General features: G+C 46.1%; 16 protein-coding genes. 10 read left to right on the top strand and 6 right to left on the bottom strand.

Annotated elements, in window-relative coordinates:
* Positions 1-31: 31 nt before the first annotated feature.
* Positions 32-397, bottom strand: coding sequence for a hypothetical protein (locus tag HRE53_RS25300; RefSeq protein WP_212665805.1), 366 nt, complete (start codon positions 395-397; stop codon positions 32-34).
* A 370-nt stretch (positions 398-767) separates the two neighbouring features.
* Here HRE53_RS25300 and HRE53_RS25295 point away from each other — a divergent pair, with 370 nt between their 5' ends.
* The 6 genes from HRE53_RS25295 to HRE53_RS25270 all read left to right on the top strand — a co-directional run bounded on the left by HRE53_RS25295 (position 768) and on the right by HRE53_RS25270 (position 6,711).
* Positions 768-1,454, top strand: a complete 687-nt coding sequence (locus tag HRE53_RS25295) for a DUF1997 domain-containing protein (RefSeq protein WP_212665804.1) — start codon at positions 768-770, stop codon at positions 1,452-1,454.
* 410 nt (positions 1,455-1,864) lie between these two features.
* The gene (locus HRE53_RS25290) at positions 1,865-3,028 is read left to right on the top strand and encodes a SpoIID/LytB domain-containing protein (RefSeq protein WP_235108425.1); all 1,164 of its coding nucleotides are present in this window, start codon (positions 1,865-1,867) and stop codon (positions 3,026-3,028) included.
* Positions 3,029-3,122: 94 nt separating this feature from the next.
* Positions 3,123-4,208, top strand: a complete 1,086-nt coding sequence (gmd, locus tag HRE53_RS25285) for a GDP-mannose 4,6-dehydratase (RefSeq protein WP_212665802.1) — start codon at positions 3,123-3,125, stop codon at positions 4,206-4,208.
* Between the two features lie 66 nt (positions 4,209-4,274).
* Complete coding sequence (locus HRE53_RS25280) at positions 4,275-4,910, top strand: triacylglycerol lipase (RefSeq protein WP_235108424.1); 636 nt, start codon at positions 4,275-4,277, stop codon at positions 4,908-4,910.
* 32 nt (positions 4,911-4,942) lie between these two features.
* The gene (locus HRE53_RS25275) at positions 4,943-5,926 is read left to right on the top strand and encodes an ATP-binding cassette domain-containing protein (RefSeq protein WP_212665800.1); all 984 of its coding nucleotides are present in this window, start codon (positions 4,943-4,945) and stop codon (positions 5,924-5,926) included.
* Entirely contained in the window at positions 5,923-6,711 is a 789-nt protein-coding gene (locus HRE53_RS25270) for an ABC-2 family transporter protein (protein WP_235108423.1), read from the top strand. Before HRE53_RS25275 ends, HRE53_RS25270 begins: the two co-directional genes overlap by 4 nt.
* A 4-nt stretch (positions 6,712-6,715) precedes the next feature.
* Here HRE53_RS25270 and HRE53_RS25265 read toward each other — a convergent pair whose 3' ends face one another.
* On the bottom strand, positions 6,716-7,774 hold the full coding sequence (locus HRE53_RS25265) for an isocitrate/isopropylmalate family dehydrogenase (protein ID WP_235108422.1): 1,059 nt from the start codon (positions 7,772-7,774) through the stop codon (positions 6,716-6,718).
* 224 nt (positions 7,775-7,998) lie between these two features.
* On the opposite strand from HRE53_RS25265, the gene HRE53_RS25260 reads away from it, so the two are divergent.
* A complete protein-coding gene (locus HRE53_RS25260) occupies positions 7,999-10,245 on the top strand; it encodes an NADP-dependent isocitrate dehydrogenase (RefSeq protein ID WP_235108421.1) in 2,247 nt (748 codons plus the stop codon).
* Positions 10,246-10,597: 352 nt separating this feature from the next.
* Here the strand turns inward: HRE53_RS25260 and HRE53_RS25255 are convergent, their stop codons facing one another.
* Positions 10,598-12,535 carry a serine/threonine-protein kinase gene (locus tag HRE53_RS25255; protein ID WP_235108420.1) on the bottom strand — a complete coding sequence of 646 codons (1,938 nt, stop codon included), beginning with the start codon at positions 12,533-12,535 and terminating at the stop codon, positions 10,598-10,600.
* Between the two features lie 67 nt (positions 12,536-12,602).
* Between HRE53_RS25255 and HRE53_RS25250 the strand changes: the two genes are divergently transcribed.
* From HRE53_RS25250 to HRE53_RS25240, 3 genes are all read left to right on the top strand, one after another.
* Positions 12,603-13,214: an alpha/beta hydrolase gene (locus HRE53_RS25250; RefSeq protein WP_235108419.1), complete on the top strand. Its 612-nt coding sequence runs from the start codon at positions 12,603-12,605 to the stop codon at positions 13,212-13,214.
* A gap of 260 nt (positions 13,215-13,474) precedes the next feature.
* Positions 13,475-14,521: a class II fructose-bisphosphatase gene (gene glpX, locus HRE53_RS25245; RefSeq protein ID WP_212665794.1), complete on the top strand. Its 1,047-nt coding sequence runs from the start codon at positions 13,475-13,477 to the stop codon at positions 14,519-14,521.
* A 71-nt stretch (positions 14,522-14,592) separates the two neighbouring features.
* Complete coding sequence (locus HRE53_RS25240) at positions 14,593-15,894, top strand: glutamyl-tRNA reductase (protein WP_212665793.1); 1,302 nt, start codon at positions 14,593-14,595, stop codon at positions 15,892-15,894.
* Here the strand turns inward: HRE53_RS25240 and HRE53_RS25235 are convergent.
* Genes HRE53_RS25235 through HRE53_RS25225 form a run of 3 tightly spaced genes read right to left on the bottom strand, consistent with a single transcriptional unit; the run spans position 15,891 to position 18,909 of the window.
* Positions 15,891-16,673, bottom strand: a complete 783-nt coding sequence (locus HRE53_RS25235; protein ID WP_235108418.1) for a WecB/TagA/CpsF family glycosyltransferase — start codon at positions 16,671-16,673, stop codon at positions 15,891-15,893. The genes HRE53_RS25240 and HRE53_RS25235 overlap by 4 nt on opposite strands.
* A gap of 27 nt (positions 16,674-16,700) precedes the next feature.
* A complete protein-coding gene (locus HRE53_RS25230; protein WP_235108417.1) occupies positions 16,701-17,621 on the bottom strand; it encodes a glycosyltransferase in 921 nt (306 codons plus the stop codon).
* Positions 17,611-18,909: a glycosyltransferase gene (locus tag HRE53_RS25225; RefSeq protein WP_235108416.1), complete on the bottom strand. Its 1,299-nt coding sequence runs from the start codon at positions 18,907-18,909 to the stop codon at positions 17,611-17,613. Before HRE53_RS25225 ends, HRE53_RS25230 begins: the two co-directional genes overlap by 11 nt.
* Positions 18,910-19,104: the final 195 nt, after the last annotated feature.

The following is a 19,104-nucleotide window of genomic DNA, read 5'->3' as shown; positions in this document are numbered from 1 at the left end:
ATAGAACAAAGATTTCGGTTCGAAATAGTCCTTAAGGTATGTCGATGTCGGTACCGCTGGTCTCAGGAGCAGACTGGGTAGGTGAACCTAACTGTTCCTGCTGTTTTTTGCGAAAGGCATCAACGGCTGAGTCAAAACTAGCAGATTGATCCTCGGCAAACTCGCTACCAGAACGACTATTCACCTGCTGTAAGCGATTCAATAGATTCAATAAGGATCCGGGTCCGCCGCGATCAGTGAATATCTCCTCGGCACTATTTGAATCCTCTAGCTGAAAATCCTGTAAGGGATCGTTGGTTGGCGAGGACTGAGCCATTGCAGGAAGTGATGCGAAGCAGGTAAGAGCACTCAGCATTGCTAAAGTCGAGACTTGGGACCGAATCAGGCGGATATTCATGATTTTTCTCAGCTCAGAAGCAAAATAAACGATTAATTGATGGACACAAACTATATACGATATTACCCATATCTACCTATGCCAAGTTGAGGTCATACCCGTCAGGGATAGAAATACCTGCAACTTTTTGGAAACCTGGGGTTGAAAGGTGATCAAACTCACTGATTAGAGTATGAACCATATTCTTTAATGATTCTTAGAATAAAAGATAACCAGTAAGCATTTAGACTCTCTCGCCGGTTCGAATGTTTCTTCTTCAGAAACTACACTAAAATTCCAAAAAATAATTTTTCGACGACTGTCGAAATTTAAATGGAATTGGTCGATCCTAAAGAATGAGGGTTTTGAAGACGGAGTCATAGGTAGACAGATGCAATCATCCAATACGCAGCAAGATATCGAGAAGCAGCTTGTTCCATGTCCTGAAGCGGGATGTTTAAGTCAGTCAGAATCTTCATCAAGATTTGTACAATTTGTCTCTGTCACTAATCCCGAACTTGAAACTGGATTGTCGCAAGCCCTCCATTTCAAGAATCAGTTCAAAGGCCAAATGGACCTTAAAGCTGACAAAGCAACGGTAATGGCCTATTTGGATGCTCATCAAGGCTGGTTCTGTCGATGTGCCCATCCCATGAAGGTAGAGCCCGTCGGCAGTAATGGGTATATTCTTTCCTTGGGGCGGTATGGCTCCTTTGGGTTTGAAGTGGAGCCCCAAATTGGCTTAGAGCTCCTTCCTCAAGAGGAAGGGGTTTACCGGATTACAACTATCCCTGTCCAGAACAAGTTTGATCACTGCTATCAAGTCGATTTTCAAGCTGCAATGTATCTAAACGAGACCTCTGATGCTAAAGCCAATTCATCCACCCCCCAAACCTCTGTGGAATGGGACTTGGCTTTAGACGTTGCTATTGTGTTTCCTCAATTTATTCTCCGTCTCCCTCGCAAAATGATTCAAGGGGCAGGTGATAAGTTGCTACAACAGATTGTTCGACAAATATCCCAACGACTCACTAAAAAGGTGCAAAGTGATTTCCATGCCACCCATGGCATCCGTTAACCCAAATGCGGTTGGGCCACTCACCTTCTCTCTAACGGGTTCATACCGTGAAAAAGCTGCAAAGGAGAGGCATTATTCACGTTGTTGGGAAAAAGCTAAACCTTTATGATTGCTCAACGCCCAAGACCAAAGACTTTAGGTGTCATCCATTAGCAACTATAATTTGAACGAAAATTTGAGAATAGTGACCAAAAGGGCAACTTTCCCTGCTGTAGACAGTCATGAATGAAGGTATTTTCCTCCTTGCAGCTAAATATTTTGACTTTACCTACCCGTCAGCCTGTCATAAAATCATGCAGGTTAAGACTCATATGATGTCAAACTTCTTTGAGGGCAAAGGGGGATTAAACACTCCGTTGTCAGTGCCATTCCTGGTTACATTGCTCAATTCCTCAGTTCATCGTTGGCCTATGCTTTCGGCATCACAGTTCAAACTTCATCGCTATCTGTCATTTCCTGTGGGATGCTTATCCTTGCTGTTGTCTCTAGTTGCGAGTCCTGCGATCGCATTAGAGTTACGTGTCGCCCTATTGCAGGGACAAGAAGATGTAGTTATTGGGAGTTCCACCTCCGCCAACATCGTCAATGGCCAAGGGACAACGGTAGGAGCGTTACCGGCCTTAGAAGGTTTCTTCGCTAAATCAACGCCTGGAGCCGTCACCTTCTTTGGCAAAAAAGGATGGCAACTTTCCATCGAACCCTCCGAAGATGGTTTTGTTTACATCAAAGATCGATGGTATCGAGGTCAAGTTCGATTAATCACGACCGCCCAAGGCATATCAGTGATTAATGAAGTGGATTTGGAAGACTATCTAGCAGGGGTCATTGGCAAAGAAATGCCTAGAACGTGGCCCCAAGAAGCATTAAAGGCTCAATCCGTAGCGGCCCGTTCCTTTGCCCTATATCGAAAAGGCAAACAAAAAAACCCCCTCTACGACTTGGTCAATACCACCAAAGATCAGGTTTATGGCGGTATCGATGGTGAAGCAGAAAGCACTCGATCAGCGGTTCGAACCACGGCGGGGCAAGTGTTGACCTATCAAGGCAATATTGTTGAAGCCTTGTTCCATGCAAATTCTGGTGGCCATACAGAAAACTCCGAGCAAGTATTCAGCGGCGTTATCCCCTATTTGAGAGGCGTTCCTGATTTTGACCAAGAAGCGCCTAACTTTCAATGGTCTGTGAACTTTTCTCAAGCACAGCTGCAGCAAAAACTCTCCGGACTGGGTAATATTCTTTCTATGACCCCTCAAGGAACTACGGCCCATGGCCGTGTCAAACACATCAAAATTGTTGGAGAACAGGGGACAAAATTGATGAAAGGGCGTGAATTTCGTCGAACCCTGAAATTGAAAAGTACCTTATTTCAGGTTGTCCCCCAATCTGATCTAGTGGCGAGTCAAGCTCAAACTTTGCCCAGTAAGCCCCCCGGCTTCACCATTAGCGGACGCGGCCATGGTCATGGGTTAGGGATGAGCCAGTGGGGCGCTTTGGCCCTTGCCCAGCGAGGGAATACCTACCAACAAATTTTGCAGCATTATTACAAAAACACTGTTCTCCAGAATACCTATTGACCGCATACACTCAATCCCTGAACCATTTGGCAATAGGATCAAAACCATTCACTTGTATTAGCAGCACAGTTGAATCACACATAGGACAAATTTCATGGCAAAAGTCGCCCTCATTACCGGCATTACGGGTCAAGATGGAGCTTATTTGGCAGAGCTATTATTGGCCAAAGGCTATCACGTTCATGGGATTAAAAGACGCGCTTCTCTCTTCAATACCGATCGCATTGATCACTTATATCAAGACCCCCACGAGAAAGAGCGACGCTTTTTCCTGCACTACGGCGACTTAACTGATTCGACCAATCTCATTCGAATTGTGCAACAAGTCCAACCAGACGAGATTTATAACTTAGCTGCCCAAAGCCATGTGGCGGTCTCATTTGAGACTCCTGAGTATACCGCCAATGTCGATGGCCTTGGTACCTTGAGATTTTTGGAAGCCATTCGCATCCTAGGGTTGGAGAAAAAAACCAAATTTTATCAAGCCTCCACATCTGAGCTATATGGCTTGGTACAAGAGGTGCCTCAAACAGAAACAACCCCCTTTTACCCCCGCTCTCCTTATGCCGTTGCCAAACTCTATGCCTATTGGATTACGGTTAATTATCGCGAAGCCTATGGCATGTATGCCTGTAATGGAATTTTGTTTAACCATGAATCTCCACTCCGGGGTGAAACCTTTGTAACCCGGAAGATCACGCGTGCGATCGCACGGATTTACCTGGGCAAACAAAAATGTCTGTACTTAGGAAATATGGACTCCTTAAGAGATTGGGGCCATGCCAGGGACTATGTAGAGATGCAATGGTTAATGCTCCAGCAAGACCAACCCGAAGATTTTGTCATTGCCACCGGTCAACAATACAGCGTCCGCCATTTTGTCTCGATTGCCTGCAAAGAAGTCGGCATTGAAATTCGCTGGGAAGGGGAAGGCATCGATGAAAAAGGCTATGACCAAGAGGGGAATTGTATTGTTGCGGTAGATCCGCGTTATTATCGCCCCACAGAAGTAGAAACCTTACTGGGTAGTCCTGAGAAAGCGAAAGAGAAACTCCAATGGGTCCCCAAAGTTAGCTTTGCAGAATTAGTCCAGGAAATGATGGCAGAAGATTTGAAAGCTGCCGAGCGGGATAAGATTATCGAAGAGCATGGCTATCCTGTCCCCCTTGTTCATGAATAAATCTGTGATTTAGGCTAAGTTTTAAGCCTATGGATAGGGGCGATTCCCAGTGAACGTTATTTAGTAATGAAAGTACTGCTAATTCATGGCCTGGGACGCTCTCCCCTGTCTGTATTTGGGTTATCTCAATACTTACAACAAGCGGGATATCGCACCGAGTTGTTTGGCTATTCATCCCAAATCGAATCTTATACTCAAATTATTGAGCGTTTGCAGCAACGTTTAGAAGAGCTAGAACCAGACCGCTATGGCATCATTGCCCATTCCATGGGGGCAGTGTTAGTGCGGTCTGCCATTGCACCTCATTCTTCATTCAAACCCCACCCAGTTATTTTGTTGGGACCGCCCAATCAGTCTCCCCGTATCGCTCAGTTGGCCCAGCGATTGAGTCTCTTATCGCCATTAGCAGGAGAATGTTTGCAGAATTTAGCGGACCCTAGCTTTTACCAGCAGCTCCCTAATTTAGTCATTCCTCATATTATTATTGCGGGGACGAATGGCCCCCGAGGGACTTGGAGCTTTTTTGGCAACGAAGTGAATGATGGCATTCTCACCATAAAGGAAATGCAGCTGGACGATTGCAGTCGCTCCGTAATCCTACCTGTCAACCATATTCAAATGTTGAATAGTCCCCTGGTACAGCAAACCATATTACAAATTCTTGCTGACCCTGCATCGAAACAGAAGTCTTTCCCTACTTAGCCACTCAGGCATTTCTTGTCTACAGTAAGGGTATGACCATCATCACTTGCGACCATCTTGATAAAGTTTATCCAGTTGCCATTAAGCAACCCGGATTCAAAGGCACTCTATCTCACTTTTTTCAGCGACAACATCGCCTCGTCAAAGCGGTGCAGTCCGTCACCTTTAAGATTGAACCCGGAGAGGTTGTTGGCTTTTTAGGTCCGAATGGTGCAGGCAAAACCACAACCTTAAAAATGTTGACCGGTTTGATTCATCCTTCGGGGGGGCAGGTACAAGTCGCAGGCCAAATTCCGTTCCGACGCAGCTCTGCCTTCCTAGAAAAGATCACCTTAGTCATGGGGCAAAAGCAGCAACTACTGTGGGACTTGCCGGCTTTAGATTCTTTGCGGATCAACGCAGCAGTTTATAAAATCAGCCCCCATGAGTTTCAGTATCGGGTGGATGAACTCTCGGAGATGCTGTCTTTAGGGGGGAAACTCACTCAACCCGTGCGCAAACTTTCCCTGGGGGAGCGGATGAAAGCAGAGCTACTGGCTGCCCTCTTACATCGCCCCCAGGTTCTCTTTCTCGATGAGCCCACCCTAGGTCTAGATGTCAATGCTCAAGTCAGCGTTCGTGAGTTTCTGCGGGAATACAACCAACGCTACGGTGCTACGATTTTGCTGACCAGCCACTATATGGCAGATATTACGGCCCTGTGCGATCGCGTTCTCTTAATCCATCAAGGTCAACTCATTTATGATGGCGTCCTCAATCAGTTAATGAACCGCTTTGCCCCCTATCGGGAAGTCAAATTAGAACTCATGCAAACGCCCGATCCAATAACATTAGGACAATATGGTGAAGTCGAAGAGATCGCTGGGCGAGAAATTCGTCTACTAGTCCTTCGGGAAACCCTTACCCACACCGTCTCGAAAATCTTGGCCAATCTCCAGGTACTCGACTTAACTATCACAGACCCACCCATTGAAGAAATTATTCGGCGAGTCTTTCAATCGGGCAAAGTCACATGAGTGCTATTCTCCGGAAAATCACGACTTTCTTGACCGTCTATTACGCTTATATGTTGGAATACCGAGCAGAGTTGCTGCTATGGGTATTAGCCAACTCACTCCCCCTTATCATGATGGGAGTCTGGTCTCAAGCAGCCACAGAGGGGCAATTCTCACTCACAGCCCTAGACTTTGCCCGCTACTTCATCTCTGTCTTCATCGTTCGACAATTCACGATCGTCTGGGTGATTTGGGACTTCGAGCGAGAAGTCGTCGAAGGCAAACTCTCCCCTCGCCTGCTACAACCCATTGATCCCGTATGGCACCATGTTGCGGGCCATGTGGCTGAACGACTGGCCCGGTTTCCCTTTTCAGCAGGATTAGTCATCCTATTTTTTGCTCTGTATCCTCAAGCCTTTTGGTGGCCTAGCCCCCTTGGTTTAATTGAGGGATGCTTGGCCACTGTCTTGGCCTTTATTTTGCGCTTCATTATTCAATACACCTTTGCCATATTTGCATTTTGGGTCGAACGAGCCACTGCAATTGAACAACTGTGGTTTTTGTTTTATTTATTTCTATCGGGAATGATTGCCCCCCTCGATCTTTTCCCAGAATCGGTTCAGGCAGTTGTGGTATGGACCCCTTTTCCTTATCTTATCTATTTCCCTGTCAGCCTCTTAATCGGACTTCCAACTCCTGTTGCTAGAGGCTTTATGGTCATGCTGGTCTGGTGTATTTTGGGCCTAGTAATTAATCGCTGGCTATGGCGTCGAGGAATCAAACATTACTCAGGGATGGGAGCTTAGGGTCTCAAGCAGCAATGGCTTGAGTAATGGCTTGAGTAATGGCTTGGGCCATCGCCTGGGAATCAACCACTTCAAAACCAACTGGAGTCAAGTCAGCAGCCGTATCGCCTTGATCTGCAACCACAGTCTCCACTGCTGCCTGTAGCCGCCGAGCCGCATCCTGTTCTCCTAAATGTTGCAACATTAACGCACCCGCTAGGATCAGCGATGTCGGATTGTTGCAAACTTCACTTAACCCCGTTGATTGGGTACCAAAAACTGCATATTTATCTCCAATATGTGCATTCGGTACATTCAGCCCACCCACCATGCCAGCACAGAGATGAGCGAGCAAATCACCGTATAAATTTGGCATCACTAACACATCAAATGTGTCAGGTCTCTGCATTAATTCCCGACAGATCACCTCTATGGCTCGATCTTCAAACTCTATTTCTGGGAACTCTTGGGCAATATCGCGGGCAATTTCAAGAAAAAGACCGTCCGTATGGGCCATCACATGAGCTTGATGAACAGCGATCACTTTATGCCGTCCATTCTTTCGCGCATAATTAAAGGCAAATTCAATAATTTGACCACAGCCTTTAACAGAAATCGGTTTAATTCCCACCGCAGCATCTTCTCGTATCCGTTTGCCAGACAGTTTCGACAGAAAAGAACGAGCATCTGCAGCTTCTACTGAGGTTCGTTCAAATTCAATGCCAGCATAGATTCCCTCTGTCATTTCCCGCACTATCATTAAATCAACATTTTGATAGCTGCTGGGAATACCCACCATCGTTTTTGCGGGCCGTAAGTTGACATAAAGGTCCAGGTTTTCTCGGATATCCGCTTCCATCTGGCGATAACTATCTGGCCTCATCAACGGTCCAATGACAGCAGTTTTTGCCCTTCGGATAACATCAAAAATATGGCTAGGCCATCTGCCTTGCTGACCCTCACTCCCCGTATCGACAATCTGCCAATCAATGTCGACGCCTGTCGCAGAAATGGCCATTTGCAACGCATTCGTCACCCGTGCTCCCAGCTCACCCTCTCGAATCAACACAACCGGATATCCCATTTACTTATCCCCCTCAATTTAGGACTTTAGCCGCGATCGTTCATCATCCGAATCTTGTTCACACCTGCACGGGCAAATCGCCCCATTTCTGCTCTCGCAACACCACTACAAAATACTTCTTTGAGGTGGATACACTGATATACTCCATCAGGAAACGCTTGGTCACCTTACTACTAGGTTACCCATACAGCTGGTCAAGGTGCTGCAACTTTTAGAGAAGATACATGTCCCCAAAAAAAGCCACAAAAATCATCTACACCCACACGGATGAAGCACCCGCCTTAGCCACCTATTCTTTCCTACCCATTGTCAAAGTTTTTACCCAAGCAGCCAATATTGAGATCGAAACAAGGGATATCTCACTAGCGGGACGAATTATTGCTAATTTTCCCGAGAAGCTAACTACTAACCAGAAACGACCCGATGCCCTTTCTTACTTAGGAGATTTGGCAAAGACCCCTGAAGCTATCATCATTAAGCTTCCCAACATCAGTGCCTCTATCCCCCAACTAACGGCTGCCATTCAGGAGTTACAAGGCAAAGGGTATAACATTCCTGACTACCCAGCCAATCCTCAAACTGAGCAGGAAATCGCTGTCAAAAACCGCTATGCCAAAGTCCTTGGCAGTGCTGTTAATCCAGTTTTAAGGGAAGGGAATTCAGATCGGCGAGTCGCTGCAGCCGTCAAACAATATGCCCAGAAGAATCCTCATTCTGTGGGTCCTTGGAAATCCAGCTCAAAATCCCATGTGGCTCATATGGATGAAGGTGACTTTTATAGCACCGAACAATCCGTTGTGATTAGCCAAGCAGGAAACGTCAAAATTCAGTTAGTTAAAGAAGACCATTCTCTGGAAGTTTTGAAAGAGAATATCCCTGTTCTTTCAGGTGAAGTCATTGACGCGGCAGTGATGCGGATACACGCGTTAAAAGCCTTTTATGAGCAGGAGATCACTGCCGCCAAGACTGAAGACATTCTCTTGTCTTTACATGTCAAGGCAACCATGATGAAAGTCTCCGACCCAATCTTGTTTGGCCATGCCATAACCGCTTACTACAAGGATGTGTTTACTGAAAATGCCGATACGTTTCATACCCTTGGGGTCAATCCAAACAATGGATTAGGCGATCTTTTTGCCAAGATTCAAACCTTGCCTGATGCAGAGCGCTCAGCCATCAAAACCGCTTTTGAATTGGCCCATCAAACCCGCCCCCCACTGGCAATGGTCAATTCTGATCAGGGCATATCGAATTTCCATGTCCCCAGCGATATCATCATTGATGCGTCTATGGCAGCTGCCATTCGGAACTCCGGCAAAATGTGGGGACCTGATGGCCAGCTCCATGATACGAAAGCGATGATTCCAGATCGCAGTTACGCAACCATGTATCAGGAGTGCATCAAATTCTGCCAAGAGCATGGCGCTTTTGATGTTCAGACGATGGGAAATGTCGCCAATGTAGGGCTAATGGCTCAGAAGGCCGAAGAATACGGCTCCCATGATAAGACCTTTGAAATCCCTAGCAATGGGACTGTCCAGGTGATGGATCAGGCAGGTCAAATCTTATTGGAGCACTCGGTCCAGAAAGGGGACATTTGGCGCATGTGCCAAACCAAAGATATTCCGATCCAAGACTGGGTCAAACTAGCAGTCAATCGAGCCAGAGCCACAGGTTCTCCGACCGTTTTTTGGTTAGATGCAGATCGTGCCCATGACGCTAACCTTATCCAGAAGGTGCAGAAATACCTACCTCAACATGACATTACGGATTTAGATATTCGCATTTTGTCTCCCGTCGATGCCATGCGCTTTACCTGTGAACAGATTAAAGTCGGCAAAGACGTCATATCGGCTACCGGGAACGTCTTAAGAGACTATCTAACGGATCTATTTCCCATTCTAGAGCTAGGTACAAGTGCCAAAATGTTATCCATTGTGCCTTTGCTAGCAGGAGGAGGCTTATTTGAAACCGGCGCGGGTGGCTCTGCCCCCAAGCATGTTCAACAATTTCTGGCGGAAGGACATTTACGGTGGGATTCTTTAGGAGAATTTCTGGCTTTGGCTGCAACTTTGGAAGATGTGGGAAATAAAACCAGCAACCAAAATGCTCTAGCTCTAGCTAACGCCCTCAACCAGGCGAATAGCCAATATTTAGAACAGTCTAAATCTCCTTCCCGTTCTGTCCATGAATTAGACAACCGGGGTAGCCATTTCTATTTAGCCCTCTATTGGGCCCAAGCCTTGGCCGAACAAGATCAAAATGTTGCCTTCAAAACTCTGTTTACAGACTTATTCCAACAACTAAGCAACAATGAAGAGACTATTGTAGCTGAGCTTAATGCTTTCCAAGGCCATCCAACAGAGATTGGTGGGTATTACTTGCCGGATTCGGAGACAACCCGCCAAGCGATGCGTCCTAGTAAAATATTGAATATGATTTTGGCATCACACCTTAGGAATGATGTGTGATGGGAGATTCCCAACAGATCATCAACTTCCTACCGGAACTAAGTCCCTGTTGTTGATGAGACCTTTTAATCGTTTTGTCGTTACATAGCTTTCGATGGGCATTCTAGAACCGGAAGGTTCTGGGATAAGCCTAAAAGTTTATCCCAGACCTGCTGCTCCCAAACTCACTGTGTCAGAATCTTGTATTCTGCGCAGTGAGTTAAGATTACCTCTTTTATATTCCCCTGCCAATTGTTGGCAACCTAAATTACCATAGTGGTTCATTATTTTTTTGTTGACCTGAGCCAGGTCCCCAAAGGGGTTCTTGCCGTCGTGGGGCGGGGGGGGGGCAGGAGCTGGGCGTGGAGCTGGCCTAGGGGCTGGCCTTACCGCAGGGGCCGGGGCTGGGCGAGAGGGTACATAAGTCGATCTTTGGGGGTGGCACATAAGCCGGGGAAGGTCGAGCCGGCACTGATGCGGCTTGGGCGGCTTCTAATTTTCGCTGAGCCTCTGCAGCAGCCGCAATTTTCTTTTGCCGCTGTTCCTTCAGAGCTTTCAGTTGCTTATCAAAGTCTTTTTGCTTCGCTTCAACCTGTGATGCAACCAGGGTATCTTTAGGAACATCCTTGAGCAGTTTGATGGCCTTTTCCCATTCTACTTTGTGTTGATCGAGGGTAGAAACAGAGTCTTCACTTTTCGCCTTCTTTTGCACCGCTTGAGCAATGGTCGTTGCCTTCTTGAAGGTTTCGTCTGCTTTATTTTCTGTCTCAATCCGAGTCGTTATGGCTTTGCTCTCAGATTGGTACTCAGCTAAAGCCTTTTTCGCCTCATCGTATACCTTGACGTTTTTAGGAATCTTGTTTAACTCCGCAATAGCTTCATCCATTTCTTTCTGGGCCGATTGGAGATCAGCAACCGTTTTTGCCTGCTGATTGCGAGTTTCAGCAGCTTTGGCATCATCAACAGCTTCGTCGAAGGTTGCTTGAAATTGAATGTCCTGAGAGCAGTTATTTAAGACAGTGCAAACGGCTTGGATATGGGGTGAGGTGAAAGCCAACGCCGTCCCCCCCATTAGCAGCGCAACGAATCCCCCAGTCAATACTTTAGTTCGGCTCAACCAAGCGGTCTGTTGCGATCTAGGAGAGACCGCAACAGTTTCTGGGGGCATTGCGTCGATTGCGTCGGCAGGATTTGTCACAGGCACCTGTGGCGTCGTGGGGTTGGGATCAGCCTGTTGAGAGGTATCTCCTATTTGCGGTGCACCATTAGAGATAACTGCATTGGGAATATTGGTGGATTGCTGAGCCGTTGTTTCTAATTGCTGAACGGTATTGTCTGTTTGGGCCGTCGTTTCTAATTGCTGAACGGTATTTTCAACAGCAGGTAAGGGTTGAACAGGACGTTCAGCACCATTACGAGGATTGACAACGGTTTCAGGCAAATTATCCAGGGGAGGGGGCGGTGCTGCTTCTGCCGCTCGAGCTGCCATTAAACTTTGAACCGCCAATAAGGCATCATTCGCAGACCGATACCGCTGCCGGTAATCGTAAAGCACCATCTTTTCTAATAAGGTTGCAAAGGCTGGCGATACGGAAACGCGATCTCGCCAGGCAATTTCCCCCGTATTCTCATCTTCTGGCAGCTCACCAAAAGAAGGACGTAAACCGGTCAATGCTTGCAGGGCAATGATTCCCACCGCATAGACATCACTACATAGGCGGGGTTGTCCTCGGAATTGTTCACTAGGCATATATCCCGACGTACCAATCAGGACCGTGCGGGGCATTTGGGTTGCAGATTCCGCAATCTGAGTGGTGACCTGTTTCACCGCCCCAAAATCAATCAATACAAGCTTGCGATCGCTCTGACGCCGAATTAAATTAGAGGGCTTAATATCCCGATGAATGACTTGCTGCTCATGTACAAAGGACAACACCTCCAGGATGTCATGGAGCAGTGCAATCGCCGTTTCTTCATCTGACTGTTGGCCTGGAACCAGCTCGTCTGCAAGACTTTCTCCTTCTACATATTCTTCCGCTAGGTAGAATTCTTCTCCATCTTCAAAGTGAGCCAGCAAACGAGGAATTTGAGGATGATCCCCTAGCTGGTGCAACACCTTTGCTTCTGAATCAAATAGTCGGCGCACGGTATGCAGCAAAGCAGGCTCATGGGAACCTGTTTTAAGCTTCTTCACCACACATTGAGGGGAGTCGGGCAAATGGGTATCTTCAGCTAAGAACGTCTCGCCAAAGCCACCTTCAGCTAAGGGTTTAACAACGGAATAGCGTCCTGCCAGTTTGCGTCCTAACATGGGATGGATCTCAGCGTCTAACAACGATGTGAAACAATGAAGGGTGTTTCTTTTCAGAACACGAACTGTGTCACTCTCGGTAATCACTCTAACACCTACCACAGGCCAACCGCCCGCTGGTCTTTTCGTGGGTTTACATGGATGGGGATCTAACGCTGAAGATCTCGCATCACTTGCGCCCTATCTTAATTTGCCAACCTATCAATTTTGTTTTCCCAACGCCCCACTACCCCATCCTCATGCCCCTGGCGGTTTTATGTGGTACGACCTCAATACCCAAGCAGGCTTACCTGAAAGTCGTCAACTTCTCTTAGATTGGCTACAAGCCTTAGCCATAGAGACTCAGGTCCCTTTAGAACGGATGATTCTGGCTGGATTCTCTCAGGGTGGCGCCATGACCCTAGATATCGGTGCCCGCTTACCCTTGGCTGGGTTAATCTGCCTTAGTGGCTATTTACATCCTTCTATTGCAGCTTTATTGCATCCGAATACCCCACCCGTACTCTTAGTTCATGGTCAAAACGATCCAGTCGTCCCCCTTAAAGCGGCACAAACAACTGACCAAGTCCTGCGCCAAGCTGGTGTGTCAGTTCAATATCAAGAGTTCCCGATGGCCCATGAGATTAATCCGCAAGCCTTAGAATTAGTTCAAGACTTTGCCGCCTCTATTACCCCATAAAGCATGCCCCAACACACTGTTCACAGCTAGTTTCATCAAACTCATCCTCGTTAAAATCTGCTGACCCAAGCACTATTAAATCGCCTTAAAGCAGAGTAAGGAAAAATTAAATGCAAATTCCTTTAGAAAACCTCTATAAGCGTGTAACAGCGGTCTGATAGACTTGTAAACTAGTACTTAAAGATACAAAACAAATAAAGTAGCAGTTACTTTAAGACACAGACGCGAGACATAGTCAGGCATTTAGGAGGAATCTTTGCGTGGATAACGTTATCGGCCTAGAAATCATTGAGGTGGTTGAACAAGCAGCCATTGCCTCAGCTCGATGGATGGGAAAAGGAGAAAAAGATACTGCCGACCATGTTGCAGTTGAAGCCATGCGCGATCGCATGAACAAAATCCATATGCGAGGCCGCATCGTTATTGGAGAAGGGGAAAGAGATGATGCCCCTATGCTATTTATTGGCGAAGAGTTGGGCATTTGTACCCAGCCTGATGCCGCCGAAGTATGCAACCCCGATGAGTTGATGGAGATCGATATTGCAGTTGATCCCTGCGAAGGCACTAACCTTGTTGCCTATGGACAGAACGGTTCAATGGCTGTTCTCGCCATTTCTGAGAAAGGTGGGTTATTTGAAGCCCCTGATTTCTATATGAAGAAGTTGGCTGCTCCCCCTGCGGCCAAAGGCAAAGTGGATATCAATAAATCCGCAACAGAAAACCTACAAATTTTGGCCAAATGTCTTGACCGCAACATTGAGGAATTGGTCGTTGTGGTCATGAAGCGGGAACGCCATAATGACCTGATCAAGGAAATTCGCGAGGCAGGAGCAAGAGTTGCTCTGATTACGGATGGAGATGTCTCTGCGGCTCTCTCCTGTGCATTTTCTGGTACAAATATCCATGCATTGATGGGTATCGGTGCTGCACCTGAAGGCGTCATTTCAGCTGCTGCGATGCGCGCGCTGGGTGGGCATTTCCAAGGCCAACTTATTTACGATCCCGACATCGTCAAAACAGGTTTGATTGGTGAGAGCAAGGAAAGCAACCTAGCTCGCCTCAAGGACATGGGTATTAACGACCCAGATAAGGTCTACACAGCTGAGGAATTAGCCTGTGGTGAAACCGTTCTGTTTGCCGCCTGTGGCATTACCCCAGGAACCTTGATGAAAGGAGTTCGCTTCTTTGGCGGGGGTGCAAGAACACAATCCCTTGTTATTTCTACTCAGTCTAAAACCGCCCGATTTGTTGACACCGTCCATATGTTTGAAACGCCTAAACGTCCTAAGGCACTCCAGTTACATTAGGCAATTGCCTCTATGTTCTGAAGTTTGAATCTCTCAAACGAAACGGCTAAATAAACAGAGAAGGAGGACACATGAATATTGCGGTTGTCGGTTTAAGTCATAAAACAGCGCCAGTGGATGTGCGAGAAAAACTCAGCATTCCCGATGATGTGAAAGAAAAGGCTACCTCTCAATTAAGGAGTTATCCTCATTTAGAAGAAGTTGCCATTTTGAGTACCTGTAACCGCATGGAAGTTTATGTGGTTGCGCAAGAAACCGATGACGGTATTCGTGAGCTGACGCAGTTCCTATCAGAGTGGAGTCAAATTCCTCTATTGGAACTCCGTCAGCATTTGTTCATCCTTCTCCATCAAGATGCTGTTATGCATTTGATGCGCGTGTCCGCCGGGCTAGATAGCTTAGTTTTGGGAGAAGGACAAATTTTGGCTCAAGTGAAGCAAACTCACAAAATGAGTCAAAAATACAGCGGCGCTGGCCCTATTCTCAATCGCTTATTCAAACAGGCGATTTCTGCTGGTAAGCGAGTCCGAACAGAAACCAGTATCGGCACAGGAGCAGTATCAATCAGTTCGGCGGCAGTAGAACTTGCCCAGATGAAGACCGAAAATTTGTCAGCCCATCGGGTTGCCATTATCGGCGCAGGCAAAATGTCTCGCTTATTGGTCAAACATCTGCTCAGTAAAGGGGCCAATCAAATCACGATCTTAAATCGGTCGATGAAGGGAGCTGAGCAGCTGGCCAGTCAATTTCAGAGTGCTGACCTGAAGCTGCATACTTTAACTGACATGCAGGAAGTCTTATCCGTTTCTGATTTAATTTTTACTAGTACGGCTGCAACTGAGCCCTTGTTAGATCGCGACATCCTAGAGCCCATCGTTTGTGATCGTCAATCCTGCATGATCTTCGATATTTCCGTACCCCGAAACGTTCACAGCAATGTGAATGAATTGACGCAAGTCCATGCGTTCAATGTAGATGATTTAAAAGCAGTCGTTGCTCAAAACCAAGAGAGCCGAAGACAAATGGCTATAGAAGCAGAATCTCTCTTAGAAGAAGAGGTGGCTAGTTTTGATGTCTGGTGGCGTTCCCTAGAGACAGTACCCACCATCAGTAGCTTAAGAACGAAGGTAGAATCCATTCGAGAGCAAGAATTGGAAAAAGCGCTTTCTCGTCTGGGCACAGAGTTTGCCGAAAAACACCAAGAAGTGATCGAAGCCTTGACCCGAGGCATCGTCAACAAGATTCTGCACGATCCCATGGTTCAACTTCGAGCTCAGCAAGATATTGAAGTTCGCCGTAAGGCCATGCAATCACTCAATATGCTCTTTAACCTTAATTCTTCTCAAGGAGTTGCCAAGCAACGCAATACCTAAGCTTGTTTTTGTTGGCGTTGGAATTTGTGTTTAAGCAACTGTTGACTCACTAGAAGTATAAACATGGGGTTGTTGATTAGATAACGACGCCAAAGTCTTCGCGGCTCAACGCAAAATCGGTACAACCACTCTAGACCGAGCTGCATCATCCATCGGGGAGACTGCTTAACTTCACCACTATGGAAACTGAATGCAGCTCCTACACCAATCATCACGGCGTTTATTCTGCCCTGTTGACGAGCCATCCATTGTTCTTGCTTGGGGCAACCAAGGGCAACAAAAACAACCGATGCACCTGATGCGTTGATGCGATCGCAATCTTGCTGTTCCTCTTCTGGAGTTAATGGCCGAAAGGGAGGCGAATAGAAACCTGCTATTTCCAAGGTGGGGAATTTTTGATTCAAATTCTCGGTTAGTTTTTTGAGCATATCTTCGGTCCCTCCATATAGGTATATGGGAAGGTTTTTCTCAGCTGCTCGCTCACACCAAGCCAACATTAAGTCTGGCCCGTAAACTCTAGATTGGCTGTCACTTCCTAATTGCCGCATAACCCAAACTAAGGGCATGCCATCAGGTGTCACCAAAGTGGCTTCGTTGATAATTTTTTGATACTCGGATTGCCAGACCCCTGTCATGACGACGTGGACGTTGGCGGCAATTATGTAGCTAGAGGTTTGAGTTTCGGCCAATACTTGGATGCGATCGCAAGTATCGGTGTAACTTGTGACATCAACTCTGCTACCGATTACAAATCGATTTGTGGACTTTGTTGGAATCATCACGCTGTAGGTTTGTAAATAATTGATTTATCGTTTCTTCCTAGCACGACCTGCCAATAGGCGTAGAAGATATGCTGGCATCCCTAATGTAATAAGTGTGGAGAACTGGATGTTTCCATGCAATAAATATTTCCACAGCTTTTTGGAATAACGTTGTATTTCGCGAGGATTATGATTTAGCCACTTGCTTCCCAATAGCAATAACTCATAAGCTCTAAATTCAAGTCCAGTTTGGCAGTATATATCTAGATGTTTTTTAGCTACTTTTGCCCATGCTAATGGCGTGACTTGACCACTATTTGAACCATGGAATTTTCGCCAAGTGTAAATAGGTTGAGGAATATAGACATAATCACAACCTGAAGCTATTACTCGAATCCAGAACTCTACATCATGCAAGTCCTCAATACCAAACTCTAAATCATAACCTCCAACTTTCTGCCATAATGAACGTCGAATTGGTGATGTTCCTAATAAAGTCCAGTTAGAACTTAAAGAGAACGGACGTGCACTGAGCTGATTAGAAAGTGAAATTTCACTTGGGCGAACAATTTTTTGAGGAAGATTTGGTTGGTCTTGGCGAAAATAATCTCCATAAGCAAATTCTGCTTCTGGATGTTGTTCGAAAGTATTTTGTATAATTGCTAGAGCATCTTTTGGTAAACAATCATCTGCATCTAGGAGCACACAAATATCGCCTGTTGCAGCCTGAAAACCGTCGTTTCGTGCTGCCGAAGTGCCGCCATTCATACTGCGATTAATAACTTGAATTTTAGGGTTGGACGCTATTATATTGCAGGCTGAGATGGTATCTACATTAGGTGAAGCATCATTGACAACAATAATCTCCCAATTAGGATTAGATTGCTCAAGAACACTCTTTACTGCCTCCCGAAGGAGGAAACCTTCCGAGAAACATGTGATAATCACAGAAATCTTACGATTCATAAGACATCCTTACTTGGATAGCATCTAACATATTTTTTGCGATGCCTTCTCGGGTAAACGGATGTATGAGCTCTGGTTTTGACTTATAGGGAATAGAGTAACCTTGGAGGAGTTGATTTAAAACCCTGATAGTTGAGGTTACTGTTTTTCCTAAACAAACCCCCGTCTTAGTTTTAATTATCAGTTGGCCTGCAGCACTTTCTGGAGTTGCACCCATACCAAGAATTGGTCGGCCTGAAAACATGTACTCATACAATTTGCCTCCGATGATACCTTCAACTAGAGGATCATGCCAATCGATATATATCAAAGCATCAGCAGCCTTTTGAATCTCTAAAGATTGAGAACGGTCTATAAAACCTGGTGTTTTGACAACATCCTGTAATTGGTATTGTTCCGCTAGAGCTGGTAGGTTACCTAAATCCCACCCATAAAAAAGAACTTCCAGACGATCTGACAAGCCTGGTTGTTGCTGTTGTAACTGATATAAAGCTTGAAACAGTAACTTAGGATCTCGCTTGTGGGAATAAATATTCCCCGTATGTACTAAGCGAATTTTTTGATCGCCTGAAAAATGATAAGGCACTTTTGGGATCTCAGCTAAATCAAACCCATTGGTAAATGTCAGTATCTCGGTAGAAGGGAAGCGTTTTCGCAACGTGCTGCTGAACCCTTCAGAAACTGTTGTGATCAAATCAGCGACTTCTATTGAGAAGTCCTCTAGTTTTTTTTCCAATACCGAAAACGGCCATTTTGTGATTAAAAAATCGTAGCCGTGCCATAGATCTCGGTAATCAGCTACCCAAAACACATTAAGGCGTCTACGGATCATTGCTGCAGTTAAGTGTGAGGCTGGGGGACCATATGTACTCACAACCAAATCATAGGGCCAGTCTTGATAGAGAGCTAGGGCTCGACGGAGAGCTGGATAAACCCACAGATCACTGACAAATAATAGGGTGCCAGTTCCTAATAGCTGGCGTAGTTTAACGATTCCTTGCCGTAATTGAGGATACAGCTTGTTATTGAGAGTCAACTTATCGGGATGGGCATTAGTTGTTTCACTAACATCGGGGCGAGACAGCAAATAGGACACACCCTCAATCTGAATGCCACTATTTTCAGTGTGGGAGGGTAAGGTTTGATAGGCCGCTTTTTGGGTTGTCAACACACGAATATCATGTCCCATCTGACTCCAATACTTTGCCCAAGCTGCTGGGCGCTGAGAAGCCATCACAGCAGCCCCATTTTCAGGAGGGTAGTAGTGAGCAATAATTAGGATCTTCATAGGAGGTCGGCATAGATACTGAGCAGCAACAAAGGTACTTATATTAGTTACTCCCTTCCCGCCATAAGATCGTGCATCTAAATATCATTGAAATTCTTATTTATCAAGAATCTGAATACCCAATCTTATGCTGGGATGGGAGTAATTGAAGAAGATCGTAAAAATTGATCCACGATAGGCCAGCTTTGCAAGATA

It is taken from the genome of Acaryochloris sp. 'Moss Beach' (assembly GCF_021497025.1).
Classification (GTDB): Bacteria; Cyanobacteriota; Cyanobacteriia; order Thermosynechococcales; family Thermosynechococcaceae; genus Acaryochloris; species Acaryochloris marina_A.
Note: the sequence above shows the minus strand (reverse complement) of the source record. Positions and strands in the feature narration are given on the sequence as shown.

What these genes read in the sequence shown, in the direction of transcription:
- HRE53_RS25225 (WP_235108416.1), bottom strand. Translation starts at nt 18,909, where the DNA reads ATGAAGATCCTAATTATTGCTCACTACTACCCTCCTGAAAATGGGGCT.
- HRE53_RS25300 (WP_212665805.1), bottom strand. Translation starts at nt 397, where the DNA reads ATGAATATCCGCCTGATTCGGTCCCAAGTCTCGACTTTAGCAATGCTG.
- HRE53_RS25270 (WP_235108423.1), top strand. Translation starts at nt 5,923, where the DNA reads ATGAGTGCTATTCTCCGGAAAATCACGACTTTCTTGACCGTCTATTAC.
- HRE53_RS25255 (WP_235108420.1), bottom strand. Translation starts at nt 12,535, where the DNA reads ATGTTAGGACGCAAACTGGCAGGACGCTATTCCGTTGTTAAACCCTTA.
- HRE53_RS25265 (WP_235108422.1), bottom strand. Translation starts at nt 7,774, where the DNA reads ATGGGATATCCGGTTGTGTTGATTCGAGAGGGTGAGCTGGGAGCACGG.
- HRE53_RS25275 (WP_212665800.1), top strand. Translation starts at nt 4,943, where the DNA reads ATGACCATCATCACTTGCGACCATCTTGATAAAGTTTATCCAGTTGCC.
- HRE53_RS25235 (WP_235108418.1), bottom strand. Translation starts at nt 16,673, where the DNA reads ATGATTCCAACAAAGTCCACAAATCGATTTGTAATCGGTAGCAGAGTT.
- HRE53_RS25295 (WP_212665804.1), top strand. Translation starts at nt 768, where the DNA reads ATGCAATCATCCAATACGCAGCAAGATATCGAGAAGCAGCTTGTTCCA.
- HRE53_RS25240 (WP_212665793.1), top strand. Translation starts at nt 14,593, where the DNA reads ATGAATATTGCGGTTGTCGGTTTAAGTCATAAAACAGCGCCAGTGGAT.
- HRE53_RS25230 (WP_235108417.1), bottom strand. Translation starts at nt 17,621, where the DNA reads ATGAATCGTAAGATTTCTGTGATTATCACATGTTTCTCGGAAGGTTTC.
- HRE53_RS25280 (WP_235108424.1), top strand. Translation starts at nt 4,275, where the DNA reads ATGAAAGTACTGCTAATTCATGGCCTGGGACGCTCTCCCCTGTCTGTA.
- HRE53_RS25290 (WP_235108425.1), top strand. Translation starts at nt 1,865, where the DNA reads ATGCTTTCGGCATCACAGTTCAAACTTCATCGCTATCTGTCATTTCCT.
- gmd (WP_212665802.1), top strand. Translation starts at nt 3,123, where the DNA reads ATGGCAAAAGTCGCCCTCATTACCGGCATTACGGGTCAAGATGGAGCT.
- HRE53_RS25260 (WP_235108421.1), top strand. Translation starts at nt 7,999, where the DNA reads ATGTCCCCAAAAAAAGCCACAAAAATCATCTACACCCACACGGATGAA.